This is a genomic window from Streptomyces sp. NPDC051677 (assembly GCF_044453465.1).
Taxonomy (GTDB): domain Bacteria; phylum Actinomycetota; class Actinomycetes; order Streptomycetales; family Streptomycetaceae; genus Streptomyces.
Map to the genome: position 1 here is coordinate 149,948 of NZ_JBITCT010000005.1, position 13,787 is coordinate 163,734.

Here is a 13,787-nt window from a genome sequence, read left to right on the forward strand (position 1 = left end):
GCGTACGGCTCACAGCTCCGGCAACTTTCCCGCGACCCGCGCCTTTCATTAGCATCGGGCCACACGGCCAATTCGCCAGCGTCACAAGGGGATCGATATTCCGTGTCATCCGTTCGCCGTCCGTTGCTGACCGCCACCGCCGCGGGGACCCTGCTGGGCGCCCTGTGGTTCGTCCCGTCCGCCAACGCGTCCCAGGACGCCCCGGCCAGAGCGGAAACGGCGACGCAGGTCACGACCCAGGCACGGGCCGCCTCATCGACGACGACGTCCGAGACGTCGGCCGGGACGTCGGCCGGGACGTCGGCCCGAACCACGGCCGACGACGGCGCCCGGCTCGCCGACACCGGAAGCTTCGACACGACCCCGTACGTCGTCGGCGGGACCACGCTCCTCGCCCTCGGCGCAGGCTTCGTCGTCTATTCGGTTCGCCGGGAACGCCTGGGTTTTTGAATTAACTTGACGATTCTTTGACGGGCTCTTCATAGTTCGCTCATGAAGAGATCATCGGGGGCGCGGCTGTGCGCCACTGCCGTAATAGGCACACTGTCGCTCTCCCTCCTCACCGCCTGTTCCGACGACGGGTCGAAGGACACCGCGGACTCCAAGTCGTCCGCCTCCGCATCGGCGTCCACCTCCTCGTCGGCCCCGGCGGCGAAGGCGCTCACCACGGCCGGGCTGGAGAAGCTGCTGCTCGCCCAGGGCGACGTCAAGGGTTACAAGGTCGGCCCGAAGGACCCGTCCGCCACAACCTCCAAGTCCGCGTTGAAGGTCGACAAGGCGGCGTGCAACCCGATCGCCTGGGCCACGAACGGGCTCGCTCCGGGCGACACGGACGCGAACGCCACCAACAGCCTCACGGAGGAGAAGCCGACGGCCGCCACCGCGCAGCCCAAGGACCTCGAGGAAGCCTTCAGCATCAAGATGACGTACGTCGGCCTCTCGTCCTACGAGGCCGACGGCGCCGAAAAGACAATGAAGGCCCTGTCCGACGGGGTGGCGGCCTGCGCCGGCGGGTACGGCTTCAACGTCGACGGTGAAGCCTCGAAGGTCGTCAAGGTCGCCGCGGAGAAGGGCTCCGGGAAGGGCGAGGAGTCGGTGGCGTTCCTCCAGGAGACAACGGTGGAGGGCCAGAAGATCACCGCCCACACCGAGGTGGTGCGCAAGGGCGGCACCCTCGCCACGTTCTTCACGATGGACGTCGGCAAGCTCGTGCAGGGCGGGGACATGGGCCCCGTCCCGGTCGCCGTGATCGACGCACAGGTCGCCAAGCTCAAGTAGCCCACTGGACCCGTGCAGGGGCCCCGCCGTCGCGTTCACCGCGTGCGTACGGCGGGGCCCCGACTGCCTTACCGCAGCGGCCCGGTGACGGTCTCCACCGCCGCGACGAGCCGTCCGTCGCGCACGAACGCGTCCGCCGCCGCGAGGTCGGGCGCGAGGAACCGGTCCGGGCCGGGGCCCTGGACGCCCGCCTTGCGCACGGCGTCGATGACCGCCCGGGTCGCGGGCGCCGGGGTCAGCCCCTCGCGCAGCTCCACGCCGCGTGTGGCGGCGTACAGCTCGACGGCGATGACGCGCGTGAGGTCGTCGATGGCGGTGCGCAGCTTGCGGGCGGCGGACCAGCCCATGGACACGTGGTCCTCCTGCATCGCGGAGGACGGGATCGAGTCGGCGGACGCCGGGACGGCCAGTCGCTTCAACTCGCTGACCAGCGCGGCCTGCGTGTACTGGGCGATCATCAGGCCGGAGTCGACGCCGGCGTCGTCCGCGAGGAACGGCGGCAGGCCGTGGCTGCGGTTCTTGTCCAGCAGCCGGTCGGTGCGCCGTTCGGCGATGGAGGCGAGGTCGGCGACGGCGATGGCGAGGAAGTCCAGGACGTAGGCGACCGGGGCGCCGTGGAAGTTGCCGTTGGACTCGACGCGGCCGTCGGGGAGGACGACCGGATTGTCGACGGCCGAGGCCAGCTCGCGTTCGGCGACGAGCCGGGCGTGCGCCATGGTGTCGCGGCCGGCGCCGGCGACCTGCGGGGCGCAGCGCACCGAGTAGGCGTCCTGGACGCGGGGCGCGTCGTCCTGGTGGTGGCCGGTGAGCTCCGAACCCGCGAGGACCGCCAGCATGTTGGCGGCGCTGGCGCCCTGACCCGGGTGCGGGCGGATGGCGTGCAGCTCGGGGGCGAGGACCTTGTCGGTGCCGAGGAGGGCCTCCAGCGACAGGGCGGCCGTGACGTCGGCGGACTTGTAGAGGAGGTCCAGGTCGGCGAGGGCCATGACCAGCATGCCGAGCATGCCGTCGGTGCCGTTGAGGAGCGCCAGGCCCTCCTTCTCGCGCAGCTCGACGGGGGCGATGCCGTGCTCGGCGAGGAGTTCGGCGGCGGGGCGCACGGCCCCGTCCGGCCCCTCGGCGTCGCCCTCGCCCATCAGCGTGAGGGCGCAGTGCGAGAGCGGGGCCAGGTCGCCGGAGCAGCCGAGGGAGCCGTACTCGTGGACGACGGGGGTGATGCCGGCGTTGAGGATGTCGGCCATGGTCTGCGCGACCTCGGGCCGGACGCCGGTGTGTCCGGAGCAGACGGTCTTCAGCCGCAGGAACATCAGCGCCCGGACGACCTCCCGCTCGACGCGCGGGCCCATGCCGGCGGCGTGCGAGCGGACGATGTTGCGCTGCAGCTGGGTGCGGAGTTCCTGGCTGATGTGCCGGGTGGCGAGCGCGCCGAAACCGGTGGAGACGCCATAGACGGGCTCGGGCTTGGCCGCCAGCGCGTCCACGATCTCGCGGGCCGCGGCGAGAGCCGCCACCGCCTCCGCGGAGAGCTCGATGCGGGCGCCGTCGCGCGCCACGGCGAGCACGTCGGACGCGGTCACCCCGGACGTCCCCACCACCACAGTGTGCATATCCATATTCAGGAGCGTACGCAGTGAAGACGAGGATGTCACCAGTGGGGGCCGGGTTCGCCCCTTACCGAATACGTCACAGTCGCCTTACGCCCACAGTCGCCTTACGTCACAGTCGCGTGACGTCACAGTCACCGCGTCAGGGCCGCCCCCTGAACCGCCGCCGCTCGGCGGGCCGCTCCGGCGCCCCCGACGGCGGCTCGTCGGCCAGGCGGACGACGGGGTCGTCGGGCCCCTCCCGCCCGGCCACCACCGGACGGGCGGCCCGTACGGCCTTGGCACGGTACTGGGCTGCGTCGGCGAGCCGGAAGAGCCGGCGGGCGGAGCGCACGGGACCGATGGGATCCCCGGTGGAGGCCACCCCGCAGGCCACGCCCTCGCCGAGCTCCAGCTCACCGGCCCGGCGGCAGAGGTCGTCGGCGACCTTGACGACGTCGTCGGCGGTCGGCCCGACGGCCAGCAGACAGAACTCGTCCCCGCCTAGCCGGGCGGCCAGCGCGCCGGGCAGCATCGCCCCGCACAGCGACAGCACCGACCCGAACCGCTCCAGCAACCGGTCGCCGACGGCGTGCCCGAGGGTGTCGTTGACCCGCTTCAGCCCGTTGAGGTCGCAGACGACGAGGCTGACGACGACTCCCTCCGTCCGGTGCCGCTCGACCGCCTCCTCAAGGCGTACGTCGACGGCGCGGCGGTTGGCCAGACCGGTGAGCGCGTCGGTGAAGGCGAGCCGGCGGGCCTCCTCCAGCCGCTCCGTCTGGGCGAGCCCGGCGGCGACGACGGCGGCGAGGACGGTCGCGAAGTCGGCGTCGGCCCGTTCGAAGACCGGGGTGCCGGCGGAGCGGGCGACATACAACTCGCCCCAGGCCCGGCCGTGCAGCACGATCGGCGCGACCACGCAGGAGCCGCGGTTGCGGCGGCGCAGGGCGGCGACCCGTTGGTGACAGTAGCCGGGGCGTCCCGCGGCGAGCCCCTGGGCCGTCTCGACCCAGGCGTTGGGCTCGCCGCCGGCCACCCAGCGCTCGTGCAGGAACTCGGTGATCTCGGGGAACTGGTGCACCGGGTAGGCCTCGTCCTCCGGGAACTCGTCCTCGTCGGCGGCCCGGTCGCCCACGTTCGCCAGGACGCGCAGCCGCCCGAAATCCCGCTCCCACACCGAGAGCGCGGCGAAGCCTCCGGACAGCGCCCGGCAGGCCCCGAGGGCGGCCGCTCGCCACGACTCGCGGGGGGTGTGCGCGGCCGCCATCCCCTGCGCGAGCGCCACCACGGCCACCAGGCGTCTGTCCTCACCCATCTCCCCAGGCTAGGGATATTTAGGTGAAAAAGAGACACAGAGGACCACATAGAGTGACACGACCGGCGGACGGGGCCCCGAAAAGCGGTCACTCACCCGGCCACTGCGGCTTCACTCACCTGGCCACTGCGGCTTCCGCTTCTCATTGAAGGCCGCCACGCCCTCCGCCCGGTCCCCGGAGAACGCCACCGACCGCCACGCCGCGTCCTCCACCTCCAGCCCGGCCCGCAGGTCCAGCCCCTGCCCCAGCCGCAGCGCCCGCTTCGCCGCCCGCAGACCCACCGGCGAGTTCGCGCCGATCCGCGCGGCCAGCGCCAGCGCGTCCTCCCGGTCCCGCCCCTCCTCCACCAGGACGTCCACCAGGCCCAGTTCCCGCGCCTCGGCCGCCTCCACCCGACGCGCCGTGAAGATCAGCTCGGCCGCGCGGGCCGCCCCCACCCGGCGCGGCAGCAACTGCGTCCCGCCGCCCCCGGGGATCACGCCCACCGACACCTCGGGCAGTCCCACCACCGCCGTGCCGTCGGCCACGATCACGTCGCAGGCCAGGGCCAGTTCGAAGCCGCCGCCCAGCGCGAAGCCGTGCACCGCCGCGACCGTGGGGACCGGCAGCTCCAGCACGCCGGTGTACGCCCCGCGCGTGAGCGGCCGCTGCCGGACCAGCTCGGCGTCGCTGAAGGAGTTCCGCTCCTTCAGGTCGGCGCCGACGCAGAACGCCCGCTCGTGCGTCGAGGTCAGCACGACCGCCCGGACGTCCCGGTCCTCGCCCAGCGCCGCGCACGCCCCGGCGATCGACCGGGCCATGTCGGTGGAGACGGCGTTCATGGCCTTCGGCCGGTCGAGGGCCAGCTCCGCGACGTGCCCGCCGTCCCCGTGCCGCCGCACCAGCACGAACTCCCCGAACCGCTCCTCGTCCACCACACCGCCCATGACACCGCTCACGACACCCTCCGGTTAACGCGGGTTAACATTCTTCGCTCGCCCGATCATCGCAGCCGGGCTCCACGGGCGAAAGAGCGGAATCGTCGCCCGACGCGGCCCCGCCCACCCGTTCGGGTGACATCCCGCCCAACTCCCCCCGCACCGCCCACGGGAGCGCATACCGTGCGTCCGCCCCGGCGCATCGGGGGCGCGACCGCATCGGGAGGGAACGCGCGATGACGAGCACGCGGACCGGGCTGGACGATCCGGCACGTCAGGACGCGACGGCGGCTTGGGACGGGGCGCCTGCCGAGGAGGCCGGCCCGCTGTGGGCCCCGCGCGCCCGCGGCAGGCACCGCCGCCCCCGCCCCCGCAAGGTGCTGTTCGCCGCGGGCGGCCTCGCGCTGGCCGCCGGCATGCTGAGCCTCGTCCGGCTGACTCCCCACTCGGGCGACGTCACCGGCCTGGGCGCGGCGGAGGCCGAATCCCAGCCCGACCCGGTCACGGACGCGGACACGGACACGGACACGGACCCCGGTACGGGTACGAGTGCGGGTACGGGGAGCGGCATCGGCGCTGGCGCCGGCACGGGAACGGGACCCGGCAAGGGCACAGGCCGCTCGGCCGACGGGGCCGCCCCCGTCGCCGCCACCCCGACCGCGCCCAGCGCCATGGGAGGAGCGAGCGCGAGCCCCGCTCCCGAGGTCGGCCTGGTCCCCGGCACCCCGGGCTCGCCCACGTCCGTCGCCCTCACCCCCGGCGCCACCTACACTCCGGTCGCGCCCCACGCCCCGGCGCCCGCGCCCGCGAGGACGGCCGCCCCGCGGCCCACGGCGACACCGACGCCACCGGCCGCCCCGACGGCGGCGACGCCCGCGCCCCAGCCGGAGAAGCCGGGACAGCCGGGCGTCTGCGTCCCGGTCGTCGGCCTCTGCGTGGACCCGCTGGGCGCACCGGTGCCGAAGCTCTAGCCGGCGGCTACAGCTCCGGCCCGGCGGCGGTTCAGACGTCCTCGCTGTTGCGACGGGTGAGCAGCCAGGGCTCGACCACGCCGAGACCGCGCACCGGCCGCTGCCACATGGGTTGCAGCGCGAAGCGGTAGGTGGGCGGCTCCTCGCCCTCCTTCTCGGCGGCGGCCGCCTCTTCCGCGGCCTCCGCCTCCGAGGCCGGGGCGTCGCCGGTGCGGATCAGCTCCTCGGCGAACGCGCTGTCGACGAGGACGGCGTCCCGTGGCGCTATCGACGTCAGCCGCGAGGCCAGGTTGACGGTCGTGCCGAAGACATCGCCCATCCGGGTGGTGACCGTGCCGAACGCCATGCCGACGCGCAGTTCGGGCATCGTCTCGTCGTTGCTCATCGTCTCGACGAGCAGCAGCGCGATGTCGGCGGCGGTGCCCGCGTCATCGGCGGCGTAGAGCACCTCGTCGCCGAGGGTCTTGATCAGGCGTCCGCCGCGGGCGGCGACCAGGTCGGCGGAGGTGGTCTCGAAGGCCTCGACGAGTTCGCCGAGTTCCTCCTCCTCCATGCGGCGGGTCAGCCGGGTGAAGCCGACGAGGTCGGCGAAACAGACGGCGAGCCGCCGGTCGACCATCTCCTCGTCGTCCGCGGCCTGCACGACCCGGCCGGCCGAGGCCGCGAGCTGGCGCCGCCAGACGTAGACGAGGAACTCCTCCAGTTCGGGCAGCAGCAGCTCGACGATGGGATACGTGACCTCGGTGCGGGTCATGCCCGGCTCGGGCGGCTCGGTCAGGCCCTCCAGGAAGGAGTCGATCTGCCATTCCGCCAGCCGGGCGGTGGTCTGCCCGGTGGACCGCGCCACCTGCACGGCCATCGCCTCGCTCAGCAGCCCCGCCTCGACGAGACCCGCCAGTCGCCGCAGGGCGAGGACGTCGGCCTCGGTGAGCGCCTTGGCCTGCCCGATGTCGGCGAAGCCCATGGCCCGCCAGAAGCGCGACGCCAGCTCCATGGAGACGCCGGCGCTGCGGGCGGCCTGAAAGGGGGTGTAGCGCCGCTCGGCGCCGAGGATGAGCTGTTCGAGGCGCAGCGCGAGAGGATGCGGGTCCTCACCGGGGTCGCCCGGCTCGCCGGGTTCGGCGGCCGGCAGGTTTACCCGGCCGTCCGCGCCCGCGCCGGAGCCCGTGTCGTCGACGGTCACGCCTGCTGCCCTTCCGATCTTCCGCGGTCAGGTATCGACCGGCCTCAACTCTACGGCAGGTGTGCCCCAGCTCACTCCGTTCCGTTCGGCAGGGAGCATGGCGCCCGGCGTTCCCGTCGACGGTTCCGGTCGCCGGTTGCCGTCAACCGGGGAACGACGGCCTCACGCCGGTCGCAGGTGGACGATGTCTCCCGCGCCCACCGGCTCCTGCACCCCTTCCTTCGTGGCGATCACGAGCCGTCCGTCGCCGTCGACCGCGACCGCCTCGCCGACGATCGTCCGGTCCCCCGGCAGCTCGGCCCGTACCGTTCGTCCCAGGGTCGCGCACCCTGCCGCGTACGTCTCCTGCAGGCCACTGGCCGCCGGGTCGCCGCCGGCCGCCCGCCAGCGCCCGTACCACTCCTCGAGCGACCGCAGGACGGCCCGCAGCAGCGGGTCCCGGTCCGTGTTCAGCGCGCCCGCGAGCGCGAGCGAGCCCGCCTGGGGGACGGGGAGTTCGTCCGCGCGCAGGCTGACGTTGACGCCGACGCCGACGACCACCGCGTCCTGGCCGGCCCGCTCCGCGAGGATGCCGCCGGCCTTGCGTTCCTCGCCCCCGACGGTCACCAGGAGGTCGTTGGGCCACTTGAGTGCCGTGTCCACGCCCGCCACCCGGGACAGTCCCGTCGCGACGGCGACGCCGGTGAGCAGCGGCAGCCAGCCCCAGCGGGACACCGGCACCTCGCTCGGGGCGAGCAGCACGGAGAAGAACAGGCCGGACCGCGGGGGCGCCGACCACCGGCGGTCCAGGCGGCCCCGGCCCGCCGTCTGCTCCTCGGCGACGAGGATCGCGCCCTCGCCGGCCTGGCCCGCGCTCGCCGCCGCCACCAGGTCGGAGTTGGTGGAGCCGGTGCTCTGCACCACCTCCACCCCCGTCCACAGCCCGTCCCGCCGGAGCAGCGCGCGGCGCAGGGCCAGGACGTCGAGGGGCGGACGGTCCAGATCGGACCACCGGCTGCTGCCTGCGTCTGCTGCATCTCGCGGTGTCATGCAAGCCACCCTAGGTGTGTTGAACGCCGCACTGCCGATCGGTAAGGGCAGCACTACTCTACGGATGAGTAACCGTCCCCCCTTTTGAGCAGGCAGGGAGCCACATCCCGATGTCCGAGCCGGAAGAGCGCCCAGAGATCCCAGGGATCGACATCCACACCACCGCGGGCAAGCTCGCGGATCTCCAGCGCCGCATCCAGGAAGCGACGCACGCCGGTTCGGAACGCGCCGTGGAGAAGCAGCACGCCAAGGGCAAGTTGACGGCCCGTGAGCGGATCGAGCTGCTCCTCGACGAGGGTTCCTTCGTCGAGTTGGACGAGTTCGCCCGGCACCGCTCCACCAACTTCGGCCTGGAGAAGAACCGCCCGTACGGAGACGGCGTGGTCACCGGTTACGGCACGGTCGACGGCCGTCCCGTCGCCGTCTTCTCCCAGGATTTCACCGTCTTCGGCGGCGCGCTCGGCGAGGTCTACGGCCAGAAGATCGTCAAGGTGATGGACTTCGCGCTGAAGACCGGCTGCCCGGTCATCGGCATCAACGACTCCGGCGGCGCCCGCATCCAGGAGGGCGTGGCCTCGCTGGGCGCGTACGGCGAGATCTTCCGCCGCAACACCCATGCGTCCGGCGTGATCCCGCAGATCAGCCTGGTCGTCGGGCCCTGCGCGGGCGGCGCGGTCTACTCCCCCGCGATCACCGACTTCACGGTGATGGTCGACCAGACCTCGCACATGTTCATCACCGGCCCCGACGTCATCAAGACGGTGACCGGCGAGGACGTCGGCTTCGAGGAGCTGGGCGGCGCCCGCACCCACAACTCCACCTCGGGCGTGGCGCACCACATGGCCGGCGACGAGAAGGACGCCGTCGAGTACGTCAAGCAGCTGCTGTCGTACCTGCCGTCCAACAACCTCAGCGAGCCCCCGGTGTTCCCGGAGGAGGCGGACCTCGCCGTCACCGACGAGGACCTGGAGCTGGACTCCATCGTCCCGGACAGCGCGAACCAGCCGTACGACATGCACACGGTGATCGAACACGTCCTGGACGACGCCGAGTTCTTCGAGACCCAGGCGCTGTTCGCGCCGAACATCCTCACCGGCTACGGCCGGGTCGAGGGTCACCCGGTCGGCATCGTCGCCAACCAGCCGATGCAGTTCGCCGGCTGCCTGGACATCACGGCGTCCGAGAAGGCGGCCCGCTTCGTGCGCACCTGCGACGCCTTCAACATCCCGGTCCTGACCTTCGTGGACGTCCCCGGCTTCCTGCCCGGCGTCGACCAGGAGCATGACGGCATCATCCGCCGCGGCGCCAAGCTGATCTACGCCTACGCCGAGGCCACGGTCCCGCTCATCACGGTGATCACCCGCAAGGCCTTCGGCGGCGCCTACGACGTCATGGGCTCCAAGCACCTGGGCGCCGACCTCAACCTGGCCTGGCCGACCGCCCAGATCGCGGTGATGGGCGCGCAGGGCGCGGTCAACATCCTGCACCGCCGCACGATCGCGGAGGCGGAGGCGAACGGGGAGGACCTGGAGGCGGTGCGGGCCCGCCTGATCCGCGAGTACGAGGACACCCTCCTCAACCCCTACATCGCGGCCGAGCGCGGCTACGTCGACTCGGTGATCATGCCGTCCGACACCCGCCGCCACATCGTCCGCGGCCTGCGTCAACTGCGCACCAAGCGGGAATCCCTGCCCCCGAAGAAGCACGGCAACATCCCCCTCTAGGCCTGCTGGGAGCGTCATGAACATCAAGGTCGTACGGGGTAACCCGACCCCCGAGGAGCTCGCCGCCGCCCTGGCGGTGGTCCGAGCCCGCGCCGCGGCGGCGACAGCCGAGCCGCCCGGCGCGACCGGCCCGAGGGACGCGTGGTCCGACCCGTCGCGCATAGCGGCCCGGCGCGTCCCCCACCCGGGCCAGGCGTCCTGGACCCGCACGTACTGGCCAAGCTGAGGACAGCTTCGTTCAGGAGCGCGGGACCGTGCACGGGAGGACGACACCGGGCGCCGAGTTTTGAGTACCCGTACTCAGGCGCCCGGACCCGGCCAGGGCCCACGCTGGTGGCATGCTGTGGTCCGACCCTGAGAACGAGCCCCCGAAGGAACTCCGCGACATGCAGGAGACCCTGCGGAGACTCGGCCTCTTCCTCGCCCTGGCCATGGTGCTGGCGATGATCGTGCTCGGCCTCAGATGACCGGCGATACGCTGACCGCATGACAGCTCAGCCGCGGCGACGTCTCGTCCTCGCCTCCCAGTCCCCGGCCCGACTGAACCTGCTCCGCCAGGCCGGCCTGACCCCCGAGGTCATCGTCAGCGGGGTCGACGAGGACGCCGTCACCGCCCCGACCCCCGCCGAGCTGGCTCTCGCCCTCGCCGAGGCGAAGGCGTCCGTGGTGGCCGCGAAGCCCGAGGTGAAGGGCGCCCTGGTGATCGGCTGCGACTCCGTGCTGGACCTGGACGGCCAGGCGCTGGGCAAACCCGCGGACGCCGAGGAGGCCACCGCCCGCTGGAAGGCGATGCGCGGGCGCGCCGGCACGCTCCAGACCGGTCACTGCGTCTACGACACCCTCAGCGGGCGCTACACCTCCGCGACCGCCTCCACCGTCGTCCGCTTCGGCGAGCCGACGGACGAGGAGATCGCGGCGTACGTCGCCTCGGGCGAACCCCTCTACGTCGCCGGGGCGTTCACCCTCGACGGCCGTTCGGCCCCGTTCATCGAGGGCATCGACGGCGACCACGGCAACGTCATCGGCATCAGCCTGCCCCTCGTGCGCCGACTGCTGGCGCAACTGGGCGTCGGCATCACGGAGTTGTGGGCGCCGCCGGAGGCGTGACCGGCCCGGGCGCGACCGGCGAGCCTCCGTCGCCCTTGGTCCCGCCGTCCTCCGGCGCCTGGGCGGCGGGCCGCTGCTGGGCGTCGTACGTCATCAGGAGCAGCACGATCAGGGCGAGCACGACCACCATGAACAGGAACTGCGGCACGCCCAGCAGGCCCCACGCGAAGGCGCCCAGCAGGCCGTGCACGACGGCGACGCTGATCAGCAGGACGCGGCCGAGGCCCGCGGGCGCGCGGTCGCGCACGGCCACCAGCAGGGCGACCACGCCGCACCCGGCGAAGTAGAGGCCGAAGACGATCCCGCCGACCTTCGAGGACGTCGCCATGACGTTCGGGTCCAGGCCGGCCAGGGACATGTCCTGCCGGTCCACCACGACGCCCATGAACCAGTTCAGCGCGGCGATGCCGAGCGCCTCCGCGAAGAGCACGACCGCCACGATCCACGCCACCGGTCTGCGTACCACCGGTCCCCACCCACTTTCGACCCCGACCCGAGCCAGCCCGAGCAAGGTAGCTGTTACCTCAAGTACGCCCGCCCGTCCCCGACCACCACCCCTCAACGGGGCCCTGCGGGCCACAGGCCTTCTTCAGCATCCTGAACGCTACTAACGGGTAAACCGCGGGACAAGGGTTCTGCGGGCGGCAAAGAATCGTTGGGCCATTCGTAGGGACTCCACAAAGAAACCGAGTGGGCCGCAGCACGCTCTCACAGAGACCTTGACCACATGAGAGGGCTAGGGTTTGCCGGAGGAGTGCTGCGTACGGCGGTACTGCAAGGGATTTCGCGGTCGAGTGAGCCTCGTATCACGCTCCGTGTGGGCAAGCTCACCGTTGGGGACGGGTCGATGAGCCGTGTCGGCAGTCCCTAAACTCGGCTTGTTTCAAGGAGGGAGCCTCAATCGTGCGCAAGGTGCTCATCGCCAACCGTGGCGAAATCGCAGTCCGCGTGGCCCGGGCGTGCCGGGATGCCGGTATCGCGAGCGTGGCCGTGTACGCCGACCCGGACCGGGACGCTCTGCATGTCCGCGCTGCGGATGAGGCGTTCGCCCTGGGCGGTGACACTCCTGGGACCAGTTATCTCGACATCGAGAAGGTGCTGAACGCGGCGAAGGAGTCGGGCGCCGACGCCGTCCACCCCGGCTACGGCTTCCTGTCGGAGAACGCCGACTTCGCCCAGGCCGTCCTGGACGCGGACCTGATCTGGATCGGCCCGCCCCCGCAGGCCATCCGCGACCTCGGCGACAAGGTCGCCGCCCGGCACATCGCCCAGCGTGCCGGCGCGCCCCTGGTCGCCGGCACGCCCGACCCGGTGTCCGGGGCCGACGAGGTCGTCGCCTTCGCCGAGGAGCACGGGCTGCCGATCGCGATCAAGGCCGCCTTCGGCGGTGGCGGCCGCGGTCTGAAGGTCGCCCGCACCCTCGAAGAGGTCCCCGAGCTGTACGACTCCGCGGTCCGCGAGGCGGTCGCCGCGTTCGGCCGGGGCGAGTGCTTCGTCGAGCGCTACCTCGACAAGCCCCGCCACGTGGAGACGCAGTGCCTGGCCGACACCCACGGCAACGTGGTCGTCGTCTCCACCCGTGACTGCTCCCTCCAGCGCCGCCACCAGAAGCTGGTCGAGGAGGCCCCCGCGCCGTTCCTCTCCGAGGCGCAGACGGCCGAGCTGTACTCCTCCTCGAAGGCCATCCTGAAGGAGGCCGGTTACGTCGGCGCCGGGACCGTCGAGTTCCTGGTCGGCGTCGACGGCACGATCTCCTTCCTGGAGGTCAACACCCGCCTCCAGGTCGAGCACCCGGTCACCGAGGAGGTCGCCGGCATCGACCTCGTCCGCGAGATGTTCCGCATCGCCGACGGCGAGGCGCTCGGCTACGGCGACCCGGAGCTGCGCGGTCACTCCTTCGAGTTCCGCATCAACGGCGAGGACCCGGGGCGCGGCTTCCTCCCGGCGCCCGGCACGGTCACCACGTTCGCCCCGCCGTCCGGCCCGGGCGTGCGTCTGGACGCGGGCGTGGAGTCCGGTTCGGTCATCGGCCCGGCGTGGGACTCGCTGCTGGCCAAGCTGATCGTCACCGGCGCGACCCGCGAGCAGGCGCTCCAGCGGGCCGCCCGCGCGCTGGCGGAGTTCCAGGTGGAGGGCATGGCCACGGCGATCCCGTTCCACCGCGCGGTGGTGCGGGACCCGGCGTTCGCCCCCGAACTCACCGGTTCCGCCGACCCGTTCACGGTGCACACCCGCTGGATCGAGACCGAGTTCGTCAACGAGATCCCCGCCTTCGCGGCCCCGGCCGACACCGAGGCCGAGGACGAGACGGACCGCGAGACGATCGTCGTCGAGGTCGGCGGCAAGCGCCTGGAGGTCTCCCTCCCGTCCTCGCTCGGCATGTCCCTGGCCCGCACGGGCCTCGCGGCGGGCGCCAAGCCCAAGCGCCGTGCGGCCAAGAAGTCCGGCCCCGTCGCCTCCGGCGACACCCTCGCCTCCCCGATGCAGGGCACCATCGTCAAGGTGGCCGTCGAGGAGGGCCAGGAGGTCAAGGAGGGCGACCTGGTCGTCGTCCTCGAAGCGATGAAGATGGAGCAGCCGCTGAACGCGCACCGCTCCGGCACCGTCAAGGGCCTCGCGGCCGAGGTCGGCGCGTCCGTCACGTCCGGCGCCGCGATCTGCGAGATCAAGGACTGACCC

14 protein-coding genes are annotated in these 13,787 nt (G+C 72.4%); 8 read left to right on the forward strand and 6 right to left on the reverse strand.

The window, feature by feature from the left end:
• Window positions 1-102 precede the first annotated feature (102 nt).
• Together ACIBAF_RS07820 and ACIBAF_RS07825 are read left to right on the forward strand one after the other, a co-directional pair.
• Window positions 103-450 carry an LPXTG cell wall anchor domain-containing protein gene (locus tag ACIBAF_RS07820; protein WP_399462249.1) on the forward strand — a complete coding sequence of 116 codons (348 nt, stop codon included), beginning with the start codon at window positions 103-105 and terminating at the stop codon, window positions 448-450.
• Between the two features lie 42 nt (window positions 451-492).
• Window positions 493-1,278 (forward strand): hypothetical protein, encoded by a 786-nt coding sequence (locus ACIBAF_RS07825; protein WP_399462250.1) that lies wholly within the window; start codon window positions 493-495, stop codon window positions 1,276-1,278.
• Window positions 1,279-1,346: 68 nt separating this feature from the next.
• Here ACIBAF_RS07825 and hutH read toward each other — a convergent pair whose 3' ends face one another.
• The 3 genes from hutH to ACIBAF_RS07840 form a co-directional block, all read right to left on the reverse strand.
• The gene (gene hutH / locus ACIBAF_RS07830; protein ID WP_399462385.1) at window positions 1,347-2,885 is read right to left on the reverse strand and encodes a histidine ammonia-lyase; all 1,539 of its coding nucleotides are present in this window, start codon (window positions 2,883-2,885) and stop codon (window positions 1,347-1,349) included.
• A gap of 139 nt (window positions 2,886-3,024) precedes the next feature.
• Window positions 3,025-4,176, reverse strand: a complete 1,152-nt coding sequence (locus tag ACIBAF_RS07835; protein ID WP_399462251.1) for a diguanylate cyclase domain-containing protein — start codon at window positions 4,174-4,176, stop codon at window positions 3,025-3,027.
• A gap of 111 nt (window positions 4,177-4,287) precedes the next feature.
• Window positions 4,288-5,091, reverse strand: coding sequence for an enoyl-CoA hydratase/isomerase family protein (locus ACIBAF_RS07840; protein ID WP_399462387.1), 804 nt, complete (start codon window positions 5,089-5,091; stop codon window positions 4,288-4,290).
• Window positions 5,092-5,330: 239 nt separating this feature from the next.
• Here ACIBAF_RS07840 and ACIBAF_RS07845 point away from each other — a divergent pair, with 239 nt between their 5' ends.
• Window positions 5,331-6,065, forward strand: coding sequence for a hypothetical protein (locus ACIBAF_RS07845; protein WP_399462252.1), 735 nt, complete (start codon window positions 5,331-5,333; stop codon window positions 6,063-6,065).
• Between the two features lie 31 nt (window positions 6,066-6,096).
• Here ACIBAF_RS07845 and ACIBAF_RS07850 read toward each other — a convergent pair whose 3' ends face one another.
• Complete coding sequence (locus ACIBAF_RS07850) at window positions 6,097-7,248, reverse strand: adenylate/guanylate cyclase domain-containing protein (protein ID WP_399462253.1); 1,152 nt, start codon at window positions 7,246-7,248, stop codon at window positions 6,097-6,099.
• A 162-nt stretch (window positions 7,249-7,410) separates the two neighbouring features.
• Window positions 7,411-8,277, reverse strand: a complete 867-nt coding sequence (locus tag ACIBAF_RS07855; RefSeq protein ID WP_399462254.1) for a biotin--[acetyl-CoA-carboxylase] ligase — start codon at window positions 8,275-8,277, stop codon at window positions 7,411-7,413.
• Window positions 8,278-8,387: 110 nt separating this feature from the next.
• On the opposite strand from ACIBAF_RS07855, the gene ACIBAF_RS07860 reads away from it, so the two are divergent.
• The 4 genes from ACIBAF_RS07860 to ACIBAF_RS07875 all read left to right on the forward strand — a co-directional run bounded on the left by ACIBAF_RS07860 (window position 8,388) and on the right by ACIBAF_RS07875 (window position 11,108).
• Window positions 8,388-10,001 carry an acyl-CoA carboxylase subunit beta gene (locus ACIBAF_RS07860; RefSeq protein ID WP_399462255.1) on the forward strand — a complete coding sequence of 538 codons (1,614 nt, stop codon included), beginning with the start codon at window positions 8,388-8,390 and terminating at the stop codon, window positions 9,999-10,001.
• A 16-nt stretch (window positions 10,002-10,017) separates the two neighbouring features.
• Window positions 10,018-10,227 carry an acyl-CoA carboxylase epsilon subunit gene (locus ACIBAF_RS07865; protein WP_399462256.1) on the forward strand — a complete coding sequence of 70 codons (210 nt, stop codon included), beginning with the start codon at window positions 10,018-10,020 and terminating at the stop codon, window positions 10,225-10,227.
• A 112-nt stretch (window positions 10,228-10,339) separates the two neighbouring features.
• A complete protein-coding gene (mmpB, locus tag ACIBAF_RS07870; protein WP_099936065.1) occupies window positions 10,340-10,468 on the forward strand; it encodes a morphogenic membrane protein MmpB in 129 nt (42 codons plus the stop codon).
• Between the two features lie 19 nt (window positions 10,469-10,487).
• Window positions 10,488-11,108 carry a Maf family protein gene (locus ACIBAF_RS07875; protein ID WP_399462257.1) on the forward strand — a complete coding sequence of 207 codons (621 nt, stop codon included), beginning with the start codon at window positions 10,488-10,490 and terminating at the stop codon, window positions 11,106-11,108.
• Here the strand turns inward: ACIBAF_RS07875 and ACIBAF_RS07880 are convergent.
• Complete coding sequence (locus ACIBAF_RS07880; protein WP_399462258.1) at window positions 11,077-11,574, reverse strand: hypothetical protein; 498 nt, start codon at window positions 11,572-11,574, stop codon at window positions 11,077-11,079. The two genes, ACIBAF_RS07875 and ACIBAF_RS07880, sit on opposite strands and share 32 nt — an antisense overlap.
• 437 nt (window positions 11,575-12,011) lie before the next feature.
• On the opposite strand from ACIBAF_RS07880, the gene ACIBAF_RS07885 reads away from it, so the two are divergent.
• Window positions 12,012-13,784: an acetyl/propionyl/methylcrotonyl-CoA carboxylase subunit alpha gene (locus ACIBAF_RS07885; protein WP_399462260.1), complete on the forward strand. Its 1,773-nt coding sequence runs from the start codon at window positions 12,012-12,014 to the stop codon at window positions 13,782-13,784.
• The last annotated feature ends 3 nt before the right edge of the window (window positions 13,785-13,787 follow it).

Coding starts and splice junctions, on each gene's coding strand:
- mmpB (WP_099936065.1), top strand. CDS start 10,340: ATGCTGTGGTCCGACCCTGAGAACGAGCCCCCGAAGGAACTCCGCGAC.
- ACIBAF_RS07825 (WP_399462250.1), top strand. CDS start 493: ATGAAGAGATCATCGGGGGCGCGGCTGTGCGCCACTGCCGTAATAGGC.
- ACIBAF_RS07835 (WP_399462251.1), bottom strand. CDS start 4,176: ATGGGTGAGGACAGACGCCTGGTGGCCGTGGTGGCGCTCGCGCAGGGG.
- ACIBAF_RS07845 (WP_399462252.1), top strand. CDS start 5,331: ATGACGAGCACGCGGACCGGGCTGGACGATCCGGCACGTCAGGACGCG.
- ACIBAF_RS07865 (WP_399462256.1), top strand. CDS start 10,018: ATGAACATCAAGGTCGTACGGGGTAACCCGACCCCCGAGGAGCTCGCC.
- ACIBAF_RS07875 (WP_399462257.1), top strand. CDS start 10,488: ATGACAGCTCAGCCGCGGCGACGTCTCGTCCTCGCCTCCCAGTCCCCG.
- ACIBAF_RS07860 (WP_399462255.1), top strand. CDS start 8,388: ATGTCCGAGCCGGAAGAGCGCCCAGAGATCCCAGGGATCGACATCCAC.
- ACIBAF_RS07855 (WP_399462254.1), bottom strand. CDS start 8,277: ATGACACCGCGAGATGCAGCAGACGCAGGCAGCAGCCGGTGGTCCGAT.
- hutH (WP_399462385.1), bottom strand. CDS start 2,885: ATGCACACTGTGGTGGTGGGGACGTCCGGGGTGACCGCGTCCGACGTG.